This window comes from Corynebacterium sp. HMSC074C11 (assembly GCF_001809455.1).
Lineage (GTDB): Bacteria > Actinomycetota > Actinomycetes > Mycobacteriales > Mycobacteriaceae > Corynebacterium > Corynebacterium amycolatum.
Map to the genome: position 1 here is coordinate 182,425 of NZ_KV797727.1, position 20,246 is coordinate 202,670.

Here is a 20,246-nt window from a genome sequence, read left to right on the forward strand (position 1 = left end):
GACGCCCTTAAACACTGTTCAGGACGTCTAGAGTGGACGGTATGGAACCCATGGAAGTAAATGCCGGCCGCTTCTACTGCCGCCCCCTGCGCCACGATTCCCGCGTCGATGACGCCCCGGTCGCAACCCAATTACTTACAGAATTAGCCCCTGACTCCGTCGCCGAGTTCCTTCGCAACTCCACCACCGAGTGGGAAAACGACACCGCCTACCGCTTTGCAGTTGCCGAGCAGACGAACGTCGAGATGCTCGCATTAGCGACGGTCGAGGTCATCGACGCCGACCATGTCAGCATCACCGTTCGCCCTGCAGGCGACCCCACACGCGTGTTGCCTAACGACGATCAGGTCCTCACCAAGGTAACCGTCGCCGACGGCGTCGAAGCCGCCGAAAAAGCCCTCCACCGATGGGCAGAGGGCTTCTTGGGTAAGAAAGTCAGCTAGCCGAACTAGCGCGGCTGCGACTGCTCAGTCCTAGGCGCCGGAGCGCAGCAGGTAGATATCCATAATCCAACCGTGCTCCGCACGTAGCTCCTTTTTCAGCTCCGCAATCTCTTCGCCGACATCGCCAACACGACCACGGCGGAGCGTCTCCAGCTCCGTTCCCAGGAATGCACCCCAGAGAATCTCTTCCTCCGGGTCCGCGTGCTCGAGCCAGGCTGCCCCACCATCGAGCATTACCACCGCATCCGTACCAGGCGCGCGCTCCCCCAGGCGCCGACCAGTGGTAATCAACACCGGCTTACCAATCTGGTTCAGGCACTCTCCATGCGCTGCGGTCAGCGCGGAAATCGCTGTCACACTGGGGATAACTCGCGAGCGCACGTCCACCCCAAGGTCGCGGACGCGCTGCAAAATCCGCAACGTTGAGTCGTACAAGGAGGGGTCCCCCCAGACCAAGAACGCACCGCGGCGCTTGCCCTCTCGTCCGAGGTGAGCGACGAAGGCGTCGGCAAGCAGCTCTGCGCGGCGTTGGTGCCAGTCACGGACGACTGCGCCATAGTTGTCGGGCGTGCGGTCACGTGGCGGGTCGGGAACGGCGACGAGTTCGACGTGCGGCGCATGCTTATCGACGATTGCCTGTCGCGCGGCCAACAAGTCCGCTTTGGCATCGCCCTTGTCGAGAGCAAAAACTACGTCAACATCGGCAAGAGCGCCGATAGCCTCGAGCGTAATGTGGCTCGGACTACCGGCGCCGATTCCGATGACGTCTACATCGACATACCCGCTGTATACAGGGCTCTCAGCCTGAGTGCGGGCGGCGTCGTTTCGACTAGTGATTGGTCGGATCTCCCTCGTAACCGAACTGTTCAGCCATCTCATCCGGAGACAGGCCAGCCATCGAACCCTGAAGGTTAGCCGAAGCGGCCTGCTTCAGGTAGATCTCGCAAGCGTTGGCCATGTACTTGGAGTCGTACACGTTCATCTCCAGAATCGGAGTCAAAGAGCCATCATCTTCCATGCGCGAAACCAGAAGGTGCGGCTTGTCTGAGTCCGTGGTCATGGAGCACTTAATCTTGACACCGTTGACATCCGTGAAAGTTGGCTTAATCATTTTGTCATCCTCCTCCAAAACAGCGACCGGAAAATAAGTAGCGCTGTTGCGACCGCAAGCGCAAGAAAGTCGCTCGTTATAAACCATGTTAGCCGGATTTTCGACGGCACCGCCGGGCGCAAAAACACTTGGGGGTAATGGCAAACTTCCTGCATGTTTGCGCGTCTGGCCGAGGACCCAATTGCCACTAGAGCTCGCAGATGCGTTAAGGTTATGAGGTAATTTTTCCGGGAGCTGTTGATAGGATTTTGTCGCTACTTCCCCGGAAGATGACTGCCCTAGTAGCTCAGTGGATAGAGCACGGCTCTCCTAAAGCCGGTGTCGGAGGTTCGATTCCTCTCTGGGGCACAAATACCCTCGTGACCTTTTACTTATAGGGCGCGAGGGGTCTTTGTTTTTCTGACGCCCGGCCACTACGCCCCCTCTCCTGAGAACGCATCACCCAACAGTTTCCAGCAACACTTGTGTTAGGCTTACCTAATCGTATGGCGTGTAGACTTCCGGCAGTACATAACAGCCCAAAAACTTGTTGAAGGACAGTGACAACTATGGCTGACCTAGCTAAAGCAGCACCGAAGCGTAAGCCCCGTAAGGCACACGAGGCAACAGTTATTGGACGTCGCCAGATCTCTCCAGACCTTGTTCGTTTGAGCATGAACTCGCCTGCATTTGTGGGCAAGGAGCTGGAGTTTACCGACCATTACATCAAGTTACTGTTTGTGCCAAAGGAAGCTGATTACTCCTGGCCGTTCGATATTGCGCAAATTCGCGCCGAAAAGGCGTGAAAATCCATTGGGTTCTCCGCAACGGCGCAACCCACGGCACAGAGCTATCCCGCACGGTGCGCGAGGCGGGTATTCCAGAGGGTAAGAAAACTAGCTGGTTCATCCACGGTGTCGCCGAGATGATTAAGGAACTGCGTCGCTTCCTCTTCGTTGAATCTGAGGTCCCGAAGAAGGACGTTTCAATCTCTGGCTATTGGCGTATCGGCATGACTGAAGACCAGTGGCAGTCCTCTAAACGAGAATTCAACGCTGAGGTTGAGGCCGAAGAGGAACAAGCCAGGGCCTGACGCTTGCTCGAACGCTAGCGCTCGCTACGCCCTTTTTTCAACAACGACGCGTTTTCCTGCCAACCAGTCGAATGGGTGCCAGCGGCAAACAGCAACCCAAATCATCAGGACACCAAAAAACAGTCTAACGATTGGCTCCAAATCCGTAAGCAAGAAAATCATCAACAATAGGTAGCAATTACGTATCGCCGCCTGCCAACCTCCGCGCCAAGAATCGTCTCCTGACTCGAGCTCCGATGTTCCCTCTGGCTGAGCGGCTTCGAACGGAGTCGCCCCAGAGTCTACTTTCCACGCTGGCTCAACGTGTAGCAAAAATGAGCTTTTCCCAAACGTCTGTTCACCGCGTGCCTCTGCAACCACGCGCACAATGAAAAAGACAACTGGGAAAATGGCACCATACAAAATTCTGAACTCTGGCGGGCTCGGCAGCGCCCAGCTCGCCGTGGCTGCTTCCCACGCAAGTTTGCCAAGTGCCACAATGATGGCAACAAAGATTCCTACAAGGAACGAATCCAGCATCCACGCACCACTGCGCCGAGCGAACAGATCCGCATTACTCTTTACGGAGAATCGATTCGAGATGCGCTGTTTCATCGGGCACATGCTATCAAAAATCACTTATAGCTTCGCAGACGAATTCTCGATTCTGGCCGCACCCAATCTGCCACGGTTAGAAGCATCTAGTATGCAAATCGAAAAGTCGACTGTATAGTTGCCGGTTGAATCAACCTATCTATTGGATGCCAGCTCCTTCCATGCCAGTAACTCGGCAAGTAAACCTACAGCTGGCGCCCCCAGTGGTTTTTCAGGAGACGCCGCCCCAGAAAGCCGAGAATTAAACCACGCAACGCAGGCCCGAGAAGCCCAGAAAGTGAGATGGATGTGAATACGCGAACTCAGCTGTCAGCCGTACAGCACCCTCAACTCACTACTAGCCGGCGCAATCACCGCCGGCACCTGGCGCTGGCCTGCTGCTTCCTCACCTTCGCAGCCGCGGCCACCAGCTGCGCCAACAACGAAGGCGAGGAGGTTGCCGCTACGCAAACCTCGTCGTCAAGCTCGCTTACCACGGCGTCGTCGACAAGCTCGCCGACGACGACGGGACCAAAGGTTCGAGAAGGCGGTACGCCGCGCATCGGGCAGCTGTGCCCGAACCAGACCGGCGAAATACGAATGAGCGCCAACGGCCAGAATCTTGAATGCGCACAAGTCGGCGAGCAGGAGGTGTGGACGGTGCTGCAGCAAACCCCCGCGAACCCGACATCGCAGCAAATGTGGATCTCCACTACTTCGACGACCTCTGAGCCACAGCCTCAGGAACCTGAGCCGACGACTCCGAGCGAGAGCACAACGGAGACTAGTGAGACGGAGAGCTCGACGACCTCTGATTCTTCCACGCCGCCCGATACTTCAACGACTCCGACTACCTCCGGCGAGCCGACGGAATCGGAATCGGAGCAAGACGAGCAGCCAAGCGAAGATAATCAAGGGCTCACCGGCCTGTTCCGCTAGGTTCGTCTCGGACGGCGAGGTTCGTCGGCTCGGGACTTAGTTAGGTGAGGTGCGCTAGCTCGCCCTAAAACACCAAAATCCGCTGCAAAAATTCTGCAGCGGATTTTTTTATTTACCCAACAGATACGAAGAGACGAGCCTGAACAGATCTGAGCCCGCCACAATGCGGCGGAGCACCCGGGCTCCCCTACTTGCGGTGACGGCGATTGTAGAACGGCGTCGGAACGACGGTGGCGGTAATGTCGGCGCCTTCAACGGTCAGCTCCGTGCCAGTGGAGGACTGCCAACGCTGAACGTATGCAAAACCGATGGGGTGACCCAAAGTCGGCGACACCTTGGCGGAAGTCAGCACGCCAACCTCGTTACCTTCCGCATCAATGAGCTTGGTGCCACGCTTCGGAGCTTCATCACCGGAGAAACGCAGACCAACCAGTAGCTCCTTCGACTGCGGACGATTAATCAGTGCGTTGCGACCAATAAACTGCCCCTTGGTCGGCCCCATGATGGACTTCAGGCCGGCCTCCAGCGGAGTGCGGTCTCGAGTCAGCTCGTATCCATAGAGCGGCATACCGGCCTCAAGACGCAGGGTGTCGCGGCAGGCCAGACCACACGGCAGCAGGCCGAGGTCAGCGCCGTTGTCAGCCGGATCCTCCGGGTTTTCCACCTTGCCACCTGCTGCAATGATTGCACGCCAGACCTCGACGGCGCGGTCAGCCGGCGGGAAGATCTCGAAGCCGTCCTCACCGGTGTAGCCGGTTCGGGCGACAATCATTTCCACACCTGCGACCTCGAGCAGAGTGCAAGAGTAGTAGTTCATGCCATCGAGAGTCGCGTGCAGATCCTGTGGCAACAGACGGCGCAGAAGCTTCGCAGCCTTCGGCCCTTGAATGGCCAGGAGCACATTCTTGTCATTCATGCGCTCAACCTCGACGTTGTAGCCACCAACGCGCTCGCGCAGCGTCGAGTACACATCTTCAGCGGCTGCGGCATTCTGCACCAGCATGAATTCGTGACTACCGAGGCGGTAAATGATGAGGTCATCAATAATGCCGCCGTCTTCCTGCACAATCATGGTGTACTTGGCACGACCCAACGCCAGCGGCTTGATTGCCGAAATCAGGGAGTGTGCAAGGAACGCCGCCGCATCCTCACCAGTGACGCGGATGATACCCATCAGCGACAGGTCGAAAACACCAACGGCCTCACGCACTGCGTTGTGCTCTGCAATTTCCGAAGAGTAGCGGAACGGCACTTCGTAGCCACCAACATTGCGCATTTCTGCGCCAAGGCTTACGTGCTCATCATGCAGGGCGCTACGGAAAGAATTGTTGTTCTCAGAAGCGCCAGAATTGTCAGTCATACACACTCCAATTATTGCGGTGGGGCAAACCAGATTGTTACCTTCCCACCTTATATCTAAGACTCCGTGCTCGCTTCCGCGAGCCCCTGCGGAGCCAGGGCAACAGGCCCATCCATTAACTATCATGCACTGATTCGCACACGCTTGACGACGACCCCGCGGCCACCACAAAGGCCCCGCTACCAGTGACGATAACGGAGCCCTTGCATTTGTCTATTCAGTTAATTGCGATTAGCTGAGCTGTTCGGGCAGCGTTGCCAGCCAAGGACTCAGTGGTTATTAGTGATCAACCGCAGCCTCGGTGCCAACACCGGTCAGGGAGCGAACTTCCATCTCAGCTGCCAGGTCATCGAAGTTATCCGGCTTGCCCATGTAGGTGGCGATGATGCCAGCCAGGAACGCCAGCGGGATTGCGAGCAGGCCCGGCGAGGTCAGCGGGAACCAGGAGAAGTCAACCGACGGAATCATCGAGGACTCGCTGCCGGAAACTGCCGGGGAGAAGATAATCAGAACCAGCGAGGCGATGACACCGGTGTACATGGAGGCAACTGCGCCTGCGGTGTTGAAGCGCTTCCAGAACAGGGACATCAGGATGGTTGGTACGTTTGCGGATGCTGCCACTGCGAAGGCCAGCGACACCAAGAAGGCGACGTTCTGCCCCATGGCCAGGATGCCGAGGATAATGGCGACAACGCCCAGCACGATTACGGTAATGCGGGAGACACGAACCTGCTCGGCTTCCGTGGCCTGTCCCTTGCGGATCACGGCCTGGTAGAGGTCCTGGCCGACAGACGCGGAAGCGGTAATTGCCAGACCAGCGACCACGGCCAGCACGGTAGCGAACGCCACTGCGGAAATCACTGCCATGAAGATGGAGCCACCGATTTCGAAGGCCAGCAGCGGAGCTGCAGCGTTGGCTCCGCCCGGGGCGGCGTTGATTCGGTCCGGACCAACAAGTGCGGCGGCGCCGTAACCGAGTACCAGGGTCAACAGGTAGAAACCACCGATGAGGATGATTGCCCAGGTCACGGACTTACGAGCTTCCTTTGCAGTCGGCACCGTGTAGAAGCGCATGAGCACGTGCGGCAGACCAGCAACACCGAGGACCAGTGCCAGGCCCAGAGAGACGAAGTCCAGCTGCTGAACGAAGGAGCCGCCGTACTTCAGACCCGGCTCAAGAATGGCGGAGGCTTCGTAGCCCTTCTCGGCGATGTGATCCGAGCTCGCGTGCATGTCCACTGCGTCCTGCAGGAGCTGGGAGAAGTTACCCTTAACGCCAACCAGGATGATCAGGGTCATGATGATGACAGCACCGACCAGCAGGACGGCCTTAATCATCTGCACGTAAGTCGTGCCCTTCATACCACCGATGAGAACGTAAGCAACCATGATGATGCCGACGACCGCGACAACGATGGACTGCTGAGTGGAGTCGTGAATGTTGAGCAGCACGGCGACCAGGGAACCTGCACCGGCCATCTGCGCGATGAGGTAGAACAGGGTCACCGCGAGGGTCGAGATAGCAGCCGCAGTACGTACCGGGCGCTGCTTAAGACGGAAGGACAGCACGTCGGCCATGGTGAACTTACCGACGTTACGCAGCGGCTCTGCAACCAACAGCAGCGCGACCAGCCAGGCTACGAAGAAGCCGATGGAGTAAAGGAATCCATCGTAACCAGTCAGCGCGATGGCGCCGACGATACCGAGGAAGGAAGCCGCCGAGAGGTAGTCACCTGCAATGGCAAGACCGTTTTGGGTACCGGAGAACTGTGCACCACCGGTGTAGAAGTCCGATGCTCCCTTGTTTCCGCCCTTGCCCACTCGAGTAACGATGAACATGGTCGCAACAATGAAGGCGACGAAGACCGCGATGTTGAGAATCGGGTTACCTGCTGCTGCAGTGTCATCTGCAGCAAAGAAACTGGTCAGCATGTCTATGCCTCCTTCTTTGCGACGATTTCAGCGATTTCTCCGCTTTCCAGTGCCTCGCGCAGCTCTGCCTGCATCGGCTCAAGCTTCTTGTTGGCGAAGTTGATGTACACCCAGGTGATGGCGAAGGTGGTCACGAACTGGAGCAGACCAAGGACGATGCCCAGGTTGATATTGCCCAGTACGGGAGTCGCCATGAGGTCTGGCGCGAACGTCGCAAACAGAACGAATGCGATGTACCACACCAGACCTGCGACGGTCATCGGGATGGCGAAAGAACGGAATGTAGAGCGGAGCTCTTGGAACTGCGCTGAGTTTTGCACGTAGCGGTACTCGGCCGCCTGTGGCTTATGCCGGTCTGCCGGCAAGGGAGTTGCGGACACGGGCTAATCCTTTCCAGGAAGTTATGCAGGTGTTCGTAATGAGGTCCAGCACAGCCACCCCGAGGGTGTGCCATGCACCACATTTTTCATTATGTGTGGAAACAAAGTTACCTGGAACACAGTTAGCAAAGAAGTTAAATGCGGCTAACTACTTCTCAGCGAGCCTTAAGGCACCCCCAAAAACGCCATTACCTGCATACTTAGGCGCCGTTTTTACTACCCCCATTTACGCCGTTGTACTCGTGTTCTCCGCTTCTTCCGGCAATGGCTTACTCTGACGCCACCACCACAGCGCTTCGATAATGACCGCGCCGATGGCCCCCACGATCAGCGCGGGAATCAACAGCTCCCGCCCTACCCAGTACAGATTAAGCACTGTGGCCACTGAACGAACCGAGAAGATGAACAGGTAGGCTCCTGCCGATACCGCCAGCAACAGAACCTTCCACCAGGTGTATGGCCTAGCCACGACCACCAAAACCCAAAATGCCGAAACAATCAGCACAATGAGGGTCGCAGTAGACGCCTCCCCTCGTGCCTCATCGCTGGCGTCGACTCCCGGGTTTGCCCACAACCAAAACATGAAGGTCAACAACCCCACCGTGATGCCCGCCGGTATCGCTAAGCGCAACACGCGCCGCACGAAACCATCGCGCGCACGCTCCAAGTTAGGAGCCAACGACAGCACGAACGCCGGGATTCCAATTGTGAACCAACCCGTAATCGTCACGTGAATCGGCTCGAATGGATAATCCATCCCCCACAGCCCCACAGCCAGCGCCAGCACCACCGAGTAGATGGTCTTCGTCAAAAAGAGGTTGGCCACACGCTCGATATTGCCAATGACGCGACGCCCCTCCGCCACAATCATCGGCATCATGGCGAAGCGATTATCCAACAGCACCAACTGCGCAACCGAACGTGTCGCCGGCGCCCCATCCCCCATAGCCACGCCCAGGTTCGCCGCTTTCAGCGCCAGCACATCATTGACACCATCACCGGTCATCGCCACATGATGCCCCCGCGACTGCAGCGCATGAACCATATCGCGCTTATTCTCCGCCGTGACACGGCCGAAGATCTGCCGCGACTCCACAATGTCTGCGAACTCGTTGCGGATCTCGGTGGGCTTGGCTTCGCTATTCTCATCGCGGCTCGCCGGAAGCTCAGAGGCATCGACAGGATTGTCAGCGCCCTCCATTTTCAGCTCACGTGCAACAGCCCCCACAGAGCGGTCATTGTCACCAGAAATGACCTTGACCTCAACACCTTCTTCATAGAAGTAGGCCACCGTGTCCGCCGCATCTGAACGCACCTTCTGCCCTAGCACGACAAGTGCGACCGGCTCCAACTCCACCTCGCCACTCTTCCGCAGCGCACCGCCGGGCAGGCCATCTGCCCCAACTGAGGTCCGCGCGAGCAGGAGCACACGAAGTCCTTCCTCCATAAGCTGCCGAGCTTTCTGCATGCCGACCGCGGAGTCGTCGACAAGCACATCGGGCGCGCCGAAAACCCACGTCGCACCGCCGTGATACGTCAGCGCCGACCACTTATTCGCTGAAGTGAAGGGGCGGGTTTCGGTCTGCTCATGCTTTACGACGTCCCCTGCGTCCGCAAGCCCATTGAGCAGTGCGCGAGCCGTTGCGTTGGGGCGATCGTCGAGCTTGCAAAGATTGATGAGCACAGAGTCGAGCTCATCGCGGGAAGTACCGTCACCCGATACGATATCGACTTCCACCAGCTGCATCGCGTTTTCGGTGAGTGTGCCGGTTTTGTCGACGCACACGGTGTCAACGCGCGCGAGACCTTCGATGGCGGGCAACTCATTAACCAGCACTCGATGTCGCCCCAAGCGCACCACGCCGAGGGCAAATGCGATGGTGGTCATGAGAACAAGCCCCTCAGGAACCATGGGCACCAGCGTGGCGACCATCCCCAGTAGCGCATCATTGAGATCATCGCCGGCGACAAAGAGCTGCGTATAGATTGCCAGAGCGCCGACGGGAATGAGAATCCAGGAAATGTAGGTCAGAATCTTGTTGATGCCGCGGAAGAGCTGGGAATCAGCAAGCGTGAACTTGTTGGCCTCAGCTGCGAGCTTGGCGGCGTAAGCCTCCTTGCCCACTTTGGTGGCCTGATATCGCGCTGACCCCACCACGACCGAGGAACCCGAGTAGACCATGTCCCCAACGCTCTTATCGACGGCATCGGATTCACCGGTGAGAGAGGATTCATCGACGGCCACGTCAGAGGCGTAGCGGAGAATACCGTCAACGACGATTTGGTCGCCGGGGCCGACCTCGATGAGATCGTCGAGGACGACGGACTCGCGGTCGATCTCGCGAGCCGGCTCTCCGTCGCGAATGACCATGGGCTTTGCACGTCCGACAATGGAGAGCTTGTCCAGTGTGCGCTTAGCACGCAGTTCTTGGATGATGCCGACGATAGAATTGGCGATAATCAGCAGACCAAAGGCACCGTTGACGATTGAGCCGGTATAGAGCACGACTGCAAATAACACAGCGAGAATACCGTTAATCCGGGTAAACACATTGGCACGGATGATGTCCCACACACTGCGCCCGGATGTTGGTGGCAGCTCGTTGACGTGCCCCAACTCGATGCGTTGCTGGACCTGCTGTTGAGTAAGACCGCTGTCGGGAGTTTTCCACGAGCCCATGACTGCCTACCCTATTCGCCTAGTTGCTGAACCTATTCGACCTATTTGCCAATGAAATTCGGTTCGCGCTTTTCAGCTCGCGCCTTCGATGCCTCCGCAGCATCCTCGGAAGCCCAAACTGTGTCGTAGAGCTCCTGCTGGTAGTCCTTCAACGGGCTATGTGTCTCATCGTCGTTGAGCACTGCCTTGTGGTAGGCCAGTGACAGTGGCGCGTAGGTGGCGATACGGAGCGCTACCTCCTCCGCCGTGTCCGGACCACCGAGGTAGGAAGCCAGACCACAACCGCGGGCGGCTTCCTGATCCATGCGCTCGGCCGCCAACAAAATAGTGCGGGCGCGGGCACCGCCGACGAGTACGCGTACGCGGCGAATTGTCCAGGCATCGACAGCGATACCGAGCTTGACCGGCGGAATCATAAACCAGCCGCGCTCACCCACGACGCGCAAATCGGCCGCCATCGCCAGCTGCATCCCAGCGCCGACAGCCGGCCCCTGCACATCCGCTATAACCACCAGACGGCTGGCCTCGATTGTGCGCAGCATTCGACGGAGCTGTTCGTGGAAGGAATCTTCATGGTGCTGGCCACTCAGGTCGGCGCCCGCACAGAAAGCGCGGCCTTCGCCGCGCAGCAGGATAACGCGCTGCTCTGGAACCTCAGCGGCAGCTTCCACCGCATCGGCGATGTCACGACACACGTCGGCAGTCAGGGAGTTGCGCTTATGATCTCGGTCGATGGTGATAGTGACAATTGCGCCGTCGGCTTCGACGCGGATTTCAGATGCTGGGTTCGTCATAGCATTTAGGCTACCCGCGAAACACCAATAGTGATGGGGCTATAAGCAAATCTAAATTCGCTTATTCGTTGCCGAATACCCGCGGGTCGCCACTCAGGCGCCCGTCGGCACGCGCCATCGACGCAATCGTTTCCATGTCCTCGTCGGTGAGTTCAAAGTCGGTGACCTGAAAGTTCTCCTTGATGCGCGACGGCGTGCCCGACTTCGGGATGGCCACGATGCCACGCTGAAGGTGCCAGCGGATAGCAACTTGGGCGGGAGTTTTACCCAGGCGATCTGCGATTTCAGCAATCGGCGAGCCCTCAAAGTACTTCGCGCGCCCCAACGGCGACCACGCCTGCGTGACAATACCGCGACGACGATCGTCTTCAACCTGCTCATTCTGCGGGAACTGCGGATGCAGCTCAATCTGGTTGACCACCGGAGTCTCCGAGAGCTGGTCGAGCACCTCTGGGTAAAAGTTCGCCACACCAACCGAGTGAATCAGCCCCTCACGCTTGAGCTCCAGCAGCGTATCGAAACACTGCCCAAACGTCCCCTGCTTCTCCACCGGCCAGTGCACAAGCACCAGGTCAACGTAGTCAAGGCTGAGCCGTTCTAAAGATGCCCGCACGGACTCGCGCGTCGCCGCCGACCCCTGCGCATCGTTCCAGACCTTCGTGGTCACGAAGATATCTTCACGCTTTACGACGTTCGCAGCGACCGCATCAGCAATACCCTGCCCAACCCCTCGCTCATTGCGATAGAGCGATGCGGTGTCGATGTGGCGGTAGCCGATTTCCAGGGCGTAGCGCACGGATTCGCGCGCCTGCTCATCGTCAAGCTTGTAGGTACCGAACCCCAGAATCGGGATGGCGTTGCCATCGACCATTTCCACGTTGGCAATTCCGGTTGTCGCTGCATCGTACTTCAGATTGAGTGTGGTCATGCCAACCGAGTGTACGGACTGAAAATTTTTTAGATTTTTTCTACCCCGCTGACCTGCGGTTTAGAAAGGTGAGTGCGCTTCATTTTGTTGCAAACAGTTGACGTAGCGTTGTGTTTATATAACACTTTGGAGTGTGTCCCCAAAGATTAAACCCAAAGAACCGATATTCAACAGAATTTCAGTGCTGCGGGCAGAACACGGACTCAGCCGAGCCGAACTAGCCAAACAAGTAGAGGTCAATCCTCAAACGATTGGCGCGTTGGAGCGAGGTGACCACTACCCCAGCTTGGATCTGGCATTTCGCATCTGCGCGGTGTTCGATCTCCCCGTTGAGGCGGTGTTTTCTCGCGAGGAATTCAAGCCCATGTCCTCTGCCCTATACCGAAAGGAAAGCTAACGATGCCAGCTATTCGGACTGAAGACGCAACACCGAACTTTTTCGAAAAGCTAGAAGCCCGGCGCGAAGCGAAGTACACAAAGCGTGTCGAGCAGATGTCGAGCTGGTTGCCCAAGTGGCGCAACCAGGCGGCGCGGCGGAAGCTGGTCATCGCATTCGAGGTGTGCCTTGTGCTGATGCTGCTGAGCGGCATCGCGCTTCTCGGTAGCCTGACCGATATTTTCCCGGGATGGCTTTCTCTGCTCTGGCCAGTGATTTCCCTCATTATGGTCGTCGTCTGGACCAGCCTCAACATCACAGTCGACATGGTTGACAGCGCACCGACCTCGCTACTGGACGAATACCAGCAGGAACAGATTCTGAACCTGCGGGGGCTGACATATCGCTGCTTCACCTACTTCGGCTTGGTGACCTTCCTCGCTCTCGTTCTGGTGGGCACCTATGTCCTGAACGCGCAACCTGACTGGGGACACTACATTCCGTACAGCTTCGGAATCTTCGGAATTATCGCTTTCCTCTACATTTCCACGCTGCCCACCGTCGTCTACGCCTGGAATCTGCGCGACGACTAGTACGGGCTCAAAAACTCATATCCCTCCTCTGCCCTTCACTCCTCAATCTAAGGATCACCATGAACAGCCTCATTATTGACGGGCTTGAGAAGTCCTACGGAGACCTGCAGGTTCTCCGTGGCATGAGCTTCCAAGTTCACCCTGGAGAAATCTACGGCTTCGTCGGCTCTAACGGTGCCGGCAAGACCACCACTATGCGCATTGCCCTGGGCGTGCTGGCCACCGATAAAGGCGAGGTACGCATCGGCGATACCCCGATGAATGACTCGCTGCGCCGCACGATTGGCTACATGCCAGAAGAACGCGGCCTCTACCCAAAGGATGAGGTCCGCAAGCAGCTGATTTACTTTGCTCGCCTACACGGTGTGCCCACCAAGCGCGCGGAATCCAACGCCGACAACTTGTTGGAGCGCCTCGGTCTCACCGAGCGCGCCAACGACAAGGTCGACACGCTCTCGCTCGGCAATCAGCAGCGCGTGCAGCTGGCAGCCTCCCTCGTCCACGACCCAGAAATACTAGTCCTCGACGAGCCCTTCTCTGGTCTCGACCCAGTTGCGGTCAAGGTGATGAGCTCCGTACTCAAGGAGTACGCCGACCGCGGCACCCCGATTGTGTTCTCTTCCCACCAGCTCGACCTTGTCGAGCGCATGTGTGACCGCGTCGGCATCATCCGCGACGGCCGCATGCTCGTGGAAGGCACTGTTGATGAGCTGCGAGCACGGGGCCCACGGGCTTTCGTCGTCAAGCTCGATGGTGCGCCCCAGGATTGGGCGACCTCCGTCGAGGGCGTGACAAGCGTGGAGCGTGATACCCATGGTGCCACCGTCGTTCACCTCGATTCCGACGCCCCAGCCGACACCGACCAGAAGCTACTGCACAGCGCAATGGCAGCGGGAACGGTCCGTTCATTCGGACCTCTGCAAATTCCACTTACCGAGCTCTACCAGGAGGCCGTACAGCAATGAGCACCAACACTTACAACGCCTCAACGGCCGTCAAGACCGTTTTCGTCCGCGAACTCCGCGAGCATCTACTGAAGAAGAGCTCGCTGATCACGCTCATCATCATGGCAGTGGCGGTCGTCGGCGGTATCTTCGTTGCCGACTACATGACTTCCAAGTCCGATAATGACGCTGTCAAGATCGCGGTCGTCGGAGAAGCGCCGTTCGCGGACTCTCTCGCCGACGCCACCGCCGAAATGAAAGATGCTGAAGGTGCGGATGCCGCAGCCGGCGCATTTGCCACGGCATCACTGTCACCGTTGGAGATTACGTCCGCGGCAGACGACAAGGCCGCTCGCGCTGCCGTCACCGACGGTGATGCCGACGCCGCTCTCGTCCCCGACACCGCAGAAGGCAAGGAGGGCTCGTGGAAGCTGCTTGCCGACGACGCCCCATCCTGGCTAGCCCCAATGCTGCAGGAGTCGCTGCAGAAACAGAACGAAGCCATGCTGCTCAGCGAAAACGGAATCAACCCCGGCGAGTTTTTCTCCAAGACTCAAAGCGCAGCCGTGTCGGTGGAATCCCTGGATGAAGCAAAAGACGAGAAGATGCCTGCGATGCTCATCACGCTAATCGGTGTGATGGTCATGATGACCGCCATCCTCGTCTTCGGTGGCGCAGTGGCCACCAGCGTCATCGAGGAGAAGTCCTCCCGTGTCATCGAGATCATTCTCTCGACAGTCCGCCCGGCGCACCTGTTGGCCGGCAAGATCCTCGGCGCCGGTCTGGCCGGCATCATCATGATGAGTGTGCTGACCGCCAGCGCCGCAGTTGCCCTCATGATTACCGGATTGGCGGAGAGCTTCGATGTCCCGTGGTCCGCAGTCTGGCTGCTGGTCCCGTGCTTCATCCTCGGTTACTTCTTCTTCGCCGCGCTGTATGCAGCCTCCGCATCACTGGTCAGCCGTATGGAAGATTTCCAGGGCGCACAGATGCCGGTACTGGTGTTCTCGCTGATTACGATGTATGTTCCGCTGTTTGGCTGGAGCAAGCTGGACTCTACCGTCATGCAGATTGCCTCGTGGATTCCGCCGGTTTCCATCACCACCGCTCCGTTGCAGTATGCCGTTGGCAATTTCTCCGCACTCCAGTTGGTTGCCTCACTGCTAATCATGGTTGTGGGAGTAGCCGCAGTCATCGCACTCGCAGCCTGGATCTACCCGCGCAATGTCCTGCGCACCGGTGCCGCGGTCAGCTGGAAGAAGGCCCTAACGGCCAAGAGCTAGCCCCAGCCCTGCCAAAAAGGAGCGTGGCCCCCTTCGGCCACAGTCACCTAAAACCGAATACTCGTCAATCGCGTAGTTTGCTCAGCGCACCTTATAGACCGTGGTCCGCCGCAAACTGCGCGATTTTTCCTGTCTCGCCATAAGAGGTCTGCGCCCCCACGCCTGTCGCCGCATGAGCCGAGACCACCGCCGCAAGACGAGCTGCCGTCACCACATCATCGCCCGCGGCCAACGCGGTGAGGACCGTGCCCATGTACGCATCACCGCAGCCCGTGGTATCCACGACCTCGATGGGCAGCGCCGGAATGCGTGTGACTGACACCTCGCTTTCCGACGTCCTCAGGACCGCAGACCCCTCCCCACCAAGTGTGACAATGGCCGTGGAAATCCCGTGTTCGTCGGCAAGCGCGCGACCAACCGCGTCCCACTGACCGTGCTCGCAACCGGCGACCGCGCGCTCGCAGCCGATTATAGCTGCGAGTTCGTGCTCATTGACAATGAGGACATCGACCAGCGCGAGCAGATCCTCACTGACCGCCCGAATCGGCGACAGGTTGAACACCACCGGCACGCCCGCATCGTGGGCAATCTGCGCGGCGGCCAGGACCGCCTCATCACAAATCTCCAGACACAGACCGAGGCACCCCGCCCGCTGAATCTTGTCCGCATGACTGCGCACCGTCTCAGCATCGACTTCACCATTGGCGCCAGCGGAGATGACAATGAAATTCTCCGCCGCATCATCAACAACAATCATGGCTGTGCCAGTGGCAGAGTCGACGGTCTCAACTGCGGAGATGTCCACGTGAGCGTCGGTAAGCGCGTCGCGCAGCAACTGTGCGTTGGGATCCGAACCGACCGCGCCGACCAGTTCCACGGCCGCGCCCAGCCTGCCAGCCGTCGCCGCCTGATTCGCCGACTTACCGCCCGGCAGAATACGCAAGGGACTCCCCTCGATAGTCTCACCACCATGCGGCAGGCGCTTCACAGTGACAGTCAGGTCTGCGTTGATGGAACCGACGACACATACGTTTGGCCGCTGATTAGCCAGCTCGGTGAGGCGCTCAGTAATCGGCATTGGTTCGACTCCTCGGTAGTGCGGACATGTTTTTTCCGACAATAGCGCTACCCCTTTCCGCCCACCATCAACTAAGCCGGTTTACCCCTTGTTTACTACCGTGGAGGTATGGCTAGAATCAGCGCCCAACAAGTAATAGATACCGTCCTCGACCACGGAAGTTTCACATCCTGGGACGGCGCGCCCGAGCACGGTGACATCGACGAGGCCTACCGCGGCACACTGTCCCGCGCCTCTGATAAAACAGGTCTCGATGAGGCCGTTATCACCGGCGAAGGCACCGTCGGCGGCAAGCGCGTCGCCGTCATCTGTTCTGAGTTCGGCTTCCTCGGCGGTTCTATCGGCACCGCTACCGCTCGCCGGATTATCCGCAGCATCGAGCGCGCGACCGCGGAGCAGCTGCCGCTGTTGCTCTCACCAACCTCGGGCGGCACTCGCATGCAGGAGGGCACCGCGGCGTTCGCGCTCATGATCTCTATTACCACCGCAGTGGCGCGCCACAAGGATTCTCACTTGCCCTTCCTGGTATACCTGCGCAATCCCACCACCGGCGGTGTCATGGCGTCGTGGGGGTCGGCAGGTCACTTCACTTTCGCAGAGCCCGGCGCGCTTCTCGGCTTCCTCGGCCCGCGCGTCGTCGAGCTCGCTACCGGCGAACCCATGCCCGAAGGCGTTCAGACCTCCGAGAACCTGTTCAAGCAAGGCATTATCGACGGCATCATTCCGCTCGAAGGTCTGCGCGGCGCTGTCCGCCGCACCATCGACGTGCTTGCCGACGGAGACCCCAGCGAACCCACCCCACCGCCAGCAGCAGACATTGATGGTCGCGATACCTGGGAAGCTATCCTGCGCACCCGCGATACTTCTCGTCCAGGTGGCGGCGATATTATCGATGCCCTTGTCGACTGCTCCGTGCCAATCTCCGGCACTGGCGATGGCCACAAATCGCTGTCGGTCCGGGCTCGCCTAGCGCGGATTGGTGAGCGGCCGGTGATTTTGGTCGCCCAGGACCGGCATAACCAGCCGCCGCTGGGCACACACCCAATGGGGCCGGGTTCGCTGCGTTTTGCCCGCCGCGCGATGCGCATTGCGGAGAGCCTGAACATTCCGCTGGTCACGGTCATTGATACCCCCGGCGCTGAGTTGACCAAAGATGCCGAGGAAAATGCCATGGCCGGCGAGATTGCCCGCACCTTGACCACGCTGGTGAACTTGAAGGTCCCGACCGTGTCTCTCATTCTCGGCCAGGGCTGCGGTGGTGGCGCGCTGGCCATGCTGCCCTCTGACCGCGTGCTGGCAATGCACGATGCCTGGATGTCTCCGTTGCCTCCGGAGGGTGCTTCGGCGATTATCTACCGAGACACCGAGCATGCTCCAGAAATGATGGAGGAACAGGGCGTTGGCGCCGAGGCCATGCTGAAGACCGGGGTCATCGACGAGATCGTGGCCGAACCTGCGGATCCGGCCGAACTGCCCCGCCGTGCCCTGAGCGCTATCGAGCACGCCCTCTGGGAACTGGAGAAGAACCCGGCTCGCGTTGGCCGTGAGCAACGTTTCGACCACTACCGTCGCTTCGCACTGGGTGAGTAGGGGGCCGGGGGCTGGTTTGGGCCTGGTTCAGGCCTTCAGCCCCACCCCAATCTCAGAAAGCAAGAAAGTGACTGGGTTTATGGCACTTTTGGGCAAATTTTCACGCCTGAAGCGTCATAAACGCAGTCACTTTCTCCGCTGGAGATCCGGGGCCTTACTATCGGGGAGAAGTTTTACTTAACGTCCAACAGATCGATGACAAAGACCAGGGTCTTACCAGACAGGAAGTGTCCTGCACCAGCCGGGCCGTAAGCCTTCTCCGGCGGGCAAATCAGCTCGCGGCGACCGCCGACCTTCATGCCCGGAATGCCTTCCTGCCAACCGGCAATCAGACCGTTCAGCGGGAACTCGATGGACTGGCCGCGGTTCCAGGAAGAGTCGAACTCTTCACCGGTCTCGTAGTCAACACCCACGTAGTGGACCTCGACGCGAGCACCCGGGGTGGCCTCCTTGCCGTCACCGACAGTGAGGTCGTTGATGACGAGTTCCGTCGGAGCCGGACCGGACTTAGCAGTGAGTTCTGGCTTGGACAAGACAATCTCCTATCACAGTTGGCATTTATCAAAGCTGGCAATTATTCCAACTTAAATGGACCCAACTCAAATGGGGTTTCTTAAAATTCTAGGAAAAATAAAAGGCGCGTACCAACCTTTCGAAGGCTAGTACGCGCCTTTTCGCGTTTTCAACGCTGGACTTTCTATGCTGAGCTACCTGCGAGGAACCCCTACGCGGTAATCGCTAAAACCTTAGCGCTGGTCGCGCGGAACGAAGTCACGCTCGGTCTCGCCGGTGTAAATCTGGCGAGGACGGTTGATCTTCGATGCCGGGTCAGTGACCTGCTCGTTGAACTGAGCAATCCAGCCCGGGAGGCGGCCGATGGCAAACAGGACGGTGAAGAAGTCCGTCGGGAAGCCCATGGCGCGGTAAATCAGGCCGGTGTAGAAGTCAACGTTCGGGTAGAGCTTGCGGGAGACGAAGTAGTCATCAGCCAGTGCAATCTCTTCCAGCTTCATGGCCAGATCCAGCAGCTCGTCGCCACCGAGGTGCTCGAGCACGTCGTGAGCGGTCTTCTTAGCGATAGCTGCACGCGGGTCGTAGGACTTGTAGACGCGGTGACCGAAGCCCATCAGGCGGACGCCCGGCTCCTTGTTCTTTACGCGGTTCATGAACTCGGTAGCGTCGCCACCGTGGTTCTGCTGGATGTCCTCGAGCATCTCCAGAACAGCCTGGTTAGCACCACCGTGCAGCGGGCCAGACAGAGCGTTGATACCAGCAGCGATGGAGACGAACATGGAAGCGCCGGAGGAAGCGACCATGCGGACGGTGGAGGTGGAGCAGTTCTGCTCGTGGTCAGCGTGCAGGATGAGCAGCTTGTCCAGAGCGTCAACCACAACCGGGTCAACCTCGTAGTCAGCGGTCGGGTAACCGAACATCATGCGCAGGAAGTTCTCGCGAGCGTTCAGGTTGTTGTCCGGGTACATGTACGGCTCACCCTTGGATGCGCGGTAAGCGTATGCAGCCAGCATCGGAACCTTAGCCATCAGGCGAACTGCAGCCAGGTTACGCTGCTCTTCGTTCAGCGGATCCAGCTCGTCCTGGTAGTAGGAAGCCAGAATGTTGACCGAAGAAGCCAGGGTCTGCATCGGGTGTGCGCCACGCGGGAAGATGCTGAATGCGCGACGGAAGTCCTCGTCCAGCAGGGTGTGGTGACGAATGTCGTGGTTGAACTGTGCGATCTCTTCCTCAGATGGGAGGTGACCGTGAATCAACAGGTAGGAAACCTCGTTGAAGGTGGCCTTCTCAGCCAGCTGCTCAATCGGGTAACCGCGGTAGCGCAGGATGCCGTTACCGCCGTCGATGTAAGTGATCTTGGACTCGGTAGAACCGGTGGCGGTGTAGCCCGGGTCGAAGGTGGTCAGTCCAGTTTCCTGGAGCATCTTGCCCAGAGCAATACCGTCGTTACCCTCGGTTGCCTTGACGATGTCCATCTCGAACTCGCCGCCCGGGTAGTGGAGTACAGCCTTGCCGTCTTTAGTAGCCACAACTTCCCTTTCACAGAAAAATTCTTCTTAACGACTCCAGAGTGCGGGGGAAGCAGGCACAGCGGAAAACAGCATGCTGCCTCCCAACTCCACGCCACCCCTTCGGGGTCGCATTGTTTCCAATGATT

19 protein-coding genes, 1 tRNA gene and 1 pseudogene are annotated in these 20,246 nt (G+C 58.6%); 9 read left to right on the forward strand and 12 right to left on the reverse strand.

Annotated elements, in window-relative coordinates; all coding sequences use genetic code 11:
- The first annotated feature begins 41 nt into the window (after positions 1–41).
- A complete protein-coding gene (locus HMPREF2614_RS03625) occupies positions 42–443 on the forward strand; it encodes a hypothetical protein (protein WP_038626372.1) in 402 nt (133 codons plus the stop codon).
- Between the two features lie 30 nt (positions 444–473).
- On the opposite strand, the gene cobF is transcribed toward HMPREF2614_RS03625, so the two are convergent.
- Together cobF and HMPREF2614_RS03635 are read right to left on the reverse strand one after the other, a co-directional pair.
- Positions 474–1,322 (reverse strand): precorrin-6A synthase (deacetylating), encoded by an 849-nt coding sequence (cobF, locus tag HMPREF2614_RS03630; protein WP_070560159.1) that lies wholly within the window; start codon positions 1,320–1,322, stop codon positions 474–476.
- Complete coding sequence (locus HMPREF2614_RS03635; protein ID WP_016423292.1) at positions 1,273–1,554, reverse strand: cg0963 family protein; 282 nt, start codon at positions 1,552–1,554, stop codon at positions 1,273–1,275. Before HMPREF2614_RS03635 ends, cobF begins: the two co-directional genes overlap by 50 nt.
- A 275-nt stretch (positions 1,555–1,829) precedes the next feature.
- Here HMPREF2614_RS03635 and HMPREF2614_RS03640 point away from each other — a divergent pair.
- Both HMPREF2614_RS03640 and HMPREF2614_RS03645 read left to right on the forward strand, forming a co-directional pair.
- A tRNA-Arg gene (locus HMPREF2614_RS03640) sits at positions 1,830–1,902 on the forward strand.
- A 200-nt stretch (positions 1,903–2,102) separates the two neighbouring features.
- A pseudogene (locus HMPREF2614_RS03645) lies at positions 2,103–2,626 on the forward strand (SIP domain-containing protein).
- Between the two features lie 24 nt (positions 2,627–2,650).
- On the opposite strand, the gene HMPREF2614_RS03650 reads toward HMPREF2614_RS03645, so the two are convergent.
- Entirely contained in the window at positions 2,651–3,220 is a 570-nt protein-coding gene (locus tag HMPREF2614_RS03650; protein WP_070851979.1) for an RDD family protein, read from the reverse strand.
- A 282-nt stretch (positions 3,221–3,502) separates the two neighbouring features.
- Between HMPREF2614_RS03650 and HMPREF2614_RS03655 the strand changes: the two genes are divergently transcribed.
- Positions 3,503–4,138 (forward strand): hypothetical protein, encoded by a 636-nt coding sequence (locus HMPREF2614_RS03655; RefSeq protein WP_070560163.1) that lies wholly within the window; start codon positions 3,503–3,505, stop codon positions 4,136–4,138.
- 187 nt (positions 4,139–4,325) lie between these two features.
- Here the strand turns inward: HMPREF2614_RS03655 and gcvT are convergent, their stop codons facing one another.
- From gcvT to HMPREF2614_RS03685, 6 genes are all read right to left on the reverse strand, one after another.
- Positions 4,326–5,498, reverse strand: a complete 1,173-nt coding sequence (gcvT, locus tag HMPREF2614_RS03660; protein ID WP_016423296.1) for a glycine cleavage system aminomethyltransferase GcvT — start codon at positions 5,496–5,498, stop codon at positions 4,326–4,328.
- A gap of 279 nt (positions 5,499–5,777) precedes the next feature.
- Positions 5,778–7,430 carry a solute symporter family protein gene (locus HMPREF2614_RS03665; protein ID WP_016423297.1) on the reverse strand — a complete coding sequence of 551 codons (1,653 nt, stop codon included), beginning with the start codon at positions 7,428–7,430 and terminating at the stop codon, positions 5,778–5,780.
- 2 nt (positions 7,431–7,432) lie between these two features.
- Positions 7,433–7,810 carry a DUF485 domain-containing protein gene (locus HMPREF2614_RS03670; RefSeq protein ID WP_016423298.1) on the reverse strand — a complete coding sequence of 126 codons (378 nt, stop codon included), beginning with the start codon at positions 7,808–7,810 and terminating at the stop codon, positions 7,433–7,435.
- A gap of 226 nt (positions 7,811–8,036) precedes the next feature.
- Positions 8,037–10,490, reverse strand: coding sequence for an HAD-IC family P-type ATPase (locus HMPREF2614_RS03675; RefSeq protein WP_070560164.1), 2,454 nt, complete (start codon positions 10,488–10,490; stop codon positions 8,037–8,039).
- A gap of 41 nt (positions 10,491–10,531) precedes the next feature.
- The gene (locus HMPREF2614_RS03680; protein WP_070560167.1) at positions 10,532–11,284 is read right to left on the reverse strand and encodes an enoyl-CoA hydratase; all 753 of its coding nucleotides are present in this window, start codon (positions 11,282–11,284) and stop codon (positions 10,532–10,534) included.
- 61 nt (positions 11,285–11,345) lie between these two features.
- Complete coding sequence (locus HMPREF2614_RS03685; RefSeq protein ID WP_016423301.1) at positions 11,346–12,212, reverse strand: aldo/keto reductase; 867 nt, start codon at positions 12,210–12,212, stop codon at positions 11,346–11,348.
- A 133-nt stretch (positions 12,213–12,345) separates the two neighbouring features.
- Here HMPREF2614_RS03685 and HMPREF2614_RS03690 point away from each other — a divergent pair, with 133 nt between their 5' ends.
- From HMPREF2614_RS03690 to HMPREF2614_RS03705, 4 genes are read left to right on the forward strand one after another with little or no spacing between them, the layout of a single operon-like run.
- Positions 12,346–12,609, forward strand: a complete 264-nt coding sequence (locus tag HMPREF2614_RS03690; protein ID WP_042388879.1) for a helix-turn-helix transcriptional regulator — start codon at positions 12,346–12,348, stop codon at positions 12,607–12,609.
- A 2-nt stretch (positions 12,610–12,611) separates the two neighbouring features.
- A complete protein-coding gene (locus tag HMPREF2614_RS03695) occupies positions 12,612–13,181 on the forward strand; it encodes a hypothetical protein (RefSeq protein WP_016423302.1) in 570 nt (189 codons plus the stop codon).
- 59 nt (positions 13,182–13,240) lie between these two features.
- On the forward strand, positions 13,241–14,146 hold the full coding sequence (locus HMPREF2614_RS03700; protein ID WP_070560169.1) for an ABC transporter ATP-binding protein: 906 nt from the start codon (positions 13,241–13,243) through the stop codon (positions 14,144–14,146).
- Entirely contained in the window at positions 14,143–15,408 is a 1,266-nt protein-coding gene (locus HMPREF2614_RS03705) for an ABC transporter permease (RefSeq protein ID WP_070549881.1), read from the forward strand. The genes HMPREF2614_RS03700 and HMPREF2614_RS03705 overlap by 4 nt, the downstream gene beginning before the upstream one ends.
- A 91-nt stretch (positions 15,409–15,499) precedes the next feature.
- Here the strand turns inward: HMPREF2614_RS03705 and HMPREF2614_RS03710 are convergent, their stop codons facing one another.
- Entirely contained in the window at positions 15,500–16,486 is a 987-nt protein-coding gene (locus HMPREF2614_RS03710; RefSeq protein ID WP_038626400.1) for a ribokinase, read from the reverse strand.
- Positions 16,487–16,594: 108 nt separating this feature from the next.
- Here HMPREF2614_RS03710 and HMPREF2614_RS03715 point away from each other — a divergent pair, with 108 nt between their 5' ends.
- Positions 16,595–18,076, forward strand: coding sequence for a carboxyl transferase domain-containing protein (locus HMPREF2614_RS03715; protein WP_049180908.1), 1,482 nt, complete (start codon positions 16,595–16,597; stop codon positions 18,074–18,076).
- Between the two features lie 173 nt (positions 18,077–18,249).
- Here the strand turns inward: HMPREF2614_RS03715 and HMPREF2614_RS03720 are convergent, their stop codons facing one another.
- Both HMPREF2614_RS03720 and HMPREF2614_RS03725 read right to left on the reverse strand, forming a co-directional pair.
- On the reverse strand, positions 18,250–18,609 hold the full coding sequence (locus tag HMPREF2614_RS03720) for an FKBP-type peptidyl-prolyl cis-trans isomerase (RefSeq protein WP_005511805.1): 360 nt from the start codon (positions 18,607–18,609) through the stop codon (positions 18,250–18,252).
- 213 nt (positions 18,610–18,822) lie between these two features.
- Complete coding sequence (locus tag HMPREF2614_RS03725) at positions 18,823–20,118, reverse strand: citrate synthase (protein WP_038626406.1); 1,296 nt, start codon at positions 20,116–20,118, stop codon at positions 18,823–18,825.
- Positions 20,119–20,246: the final 128 nt, after the last annotated feature.

Coding starts and splice junctions, on each gene's coding strand:
- HMPREF2614_RS03625 (WP_038626372.1), top strand. CDS start 42: ATGGAACCCATGGAAGTAAATGCCGGCCGCTTCTACTGCCGCCCCCTG.
- cobF (WP_070560159.1), bottom strand. CDS start 1,322: ATGAGATGGCTGAACAGTTCGGTTACGAGGGAGATCCGACCAATCACT.
- HMPREF2614_RS03635 (WP_016423292.1), bottom strand. CDS start 1,554: ATGATTAAGCCAACTTTCACGGATGTCAACGGTGTCAAGATTAAGTGC.
- HMPREF2614_RS03650 (WP_070851979.1), bottom strand. CDS start 3,220: ATGAAACAGCGCATCTCGAATCGATTCTCCGTAAAGAGTAATGCGGAT.
- HMPREF2614_RS03655 (WP_070560163.1), top strand. CDS start 3,503: ATGGATGTGAATACGCGAACTCAGCTGTCAGCCGTACAGCACCCTCAA.
- gcvT (WP_016423296.1), bottom strand. CDS start 5,498: ATGACTGACAATTCTGGCGCTTCTGAGAACAACAATTCTTTCCGTAGC.
- HMPREF2614_RS03665 (WP_016423297.1), bottom strand. CDS start 7,430: ATGCTGACCAGTTTCTTTGCTGCAGATGACACTGCAGCAGCAGGTAAC.
- HMPREF2614_RS03675 (WP_070560164.1), bottom strand. CDS start 10,490: ATGGGCTCGTGGAAAACTCCCGACAGCGGTCTTACTCAACAGCAGGTC.
- HMPREF2614_RS03680 (WP_070560167.1), bottom strand. CDS start 11,284: ATGACGAACCCAGCATCTGAAATCCGCGTCGAAGCCGACGGCGCAATT.
- HMPREF2614_RS03685 (WP_016423301.1), bottom strand. CDS start 12,212: ATGACCACACTCAATCTGAAGTACGATGCAGCGACAACCGGAATTGCC.
- HMPREF2614_RS03695 (WP_016423302.1), top strand. CDS start 12,612: ATGCCAGCTATTCGGACTGAAGACGCAACACCGAACTTTTTCGAAAAG.
- HMPREF2614_RS03700 (WP_070560169.1), top strand. CDS start 13,241: ATGAACAGCCTCATTATTGACGGGCTTGAGAAGTCCTACGGAGACCTG.
- HMPREF2614_RS03705 (WP_070549881.1), top strand. CDS start 14,143: ATGAGCACCAACACTTACAACGCCTCAACGGCCGTCAAGACCGTTTTC.
- HMPREF2614_RS03710 (WP_038626400.1), bottom strand. CDS start 16,486: ATGCCGATTACTGAGCGCCTCACCGAGCTGGCTAATCAGCGGCCAAAC.
- HMPREF2614_RS03715 (WP_049180908.1), top strand. CDS start 16,595: ATGGCTAGAATCAGCGCCCAACAAGTAATAGATACCGTCCTCGACCAC.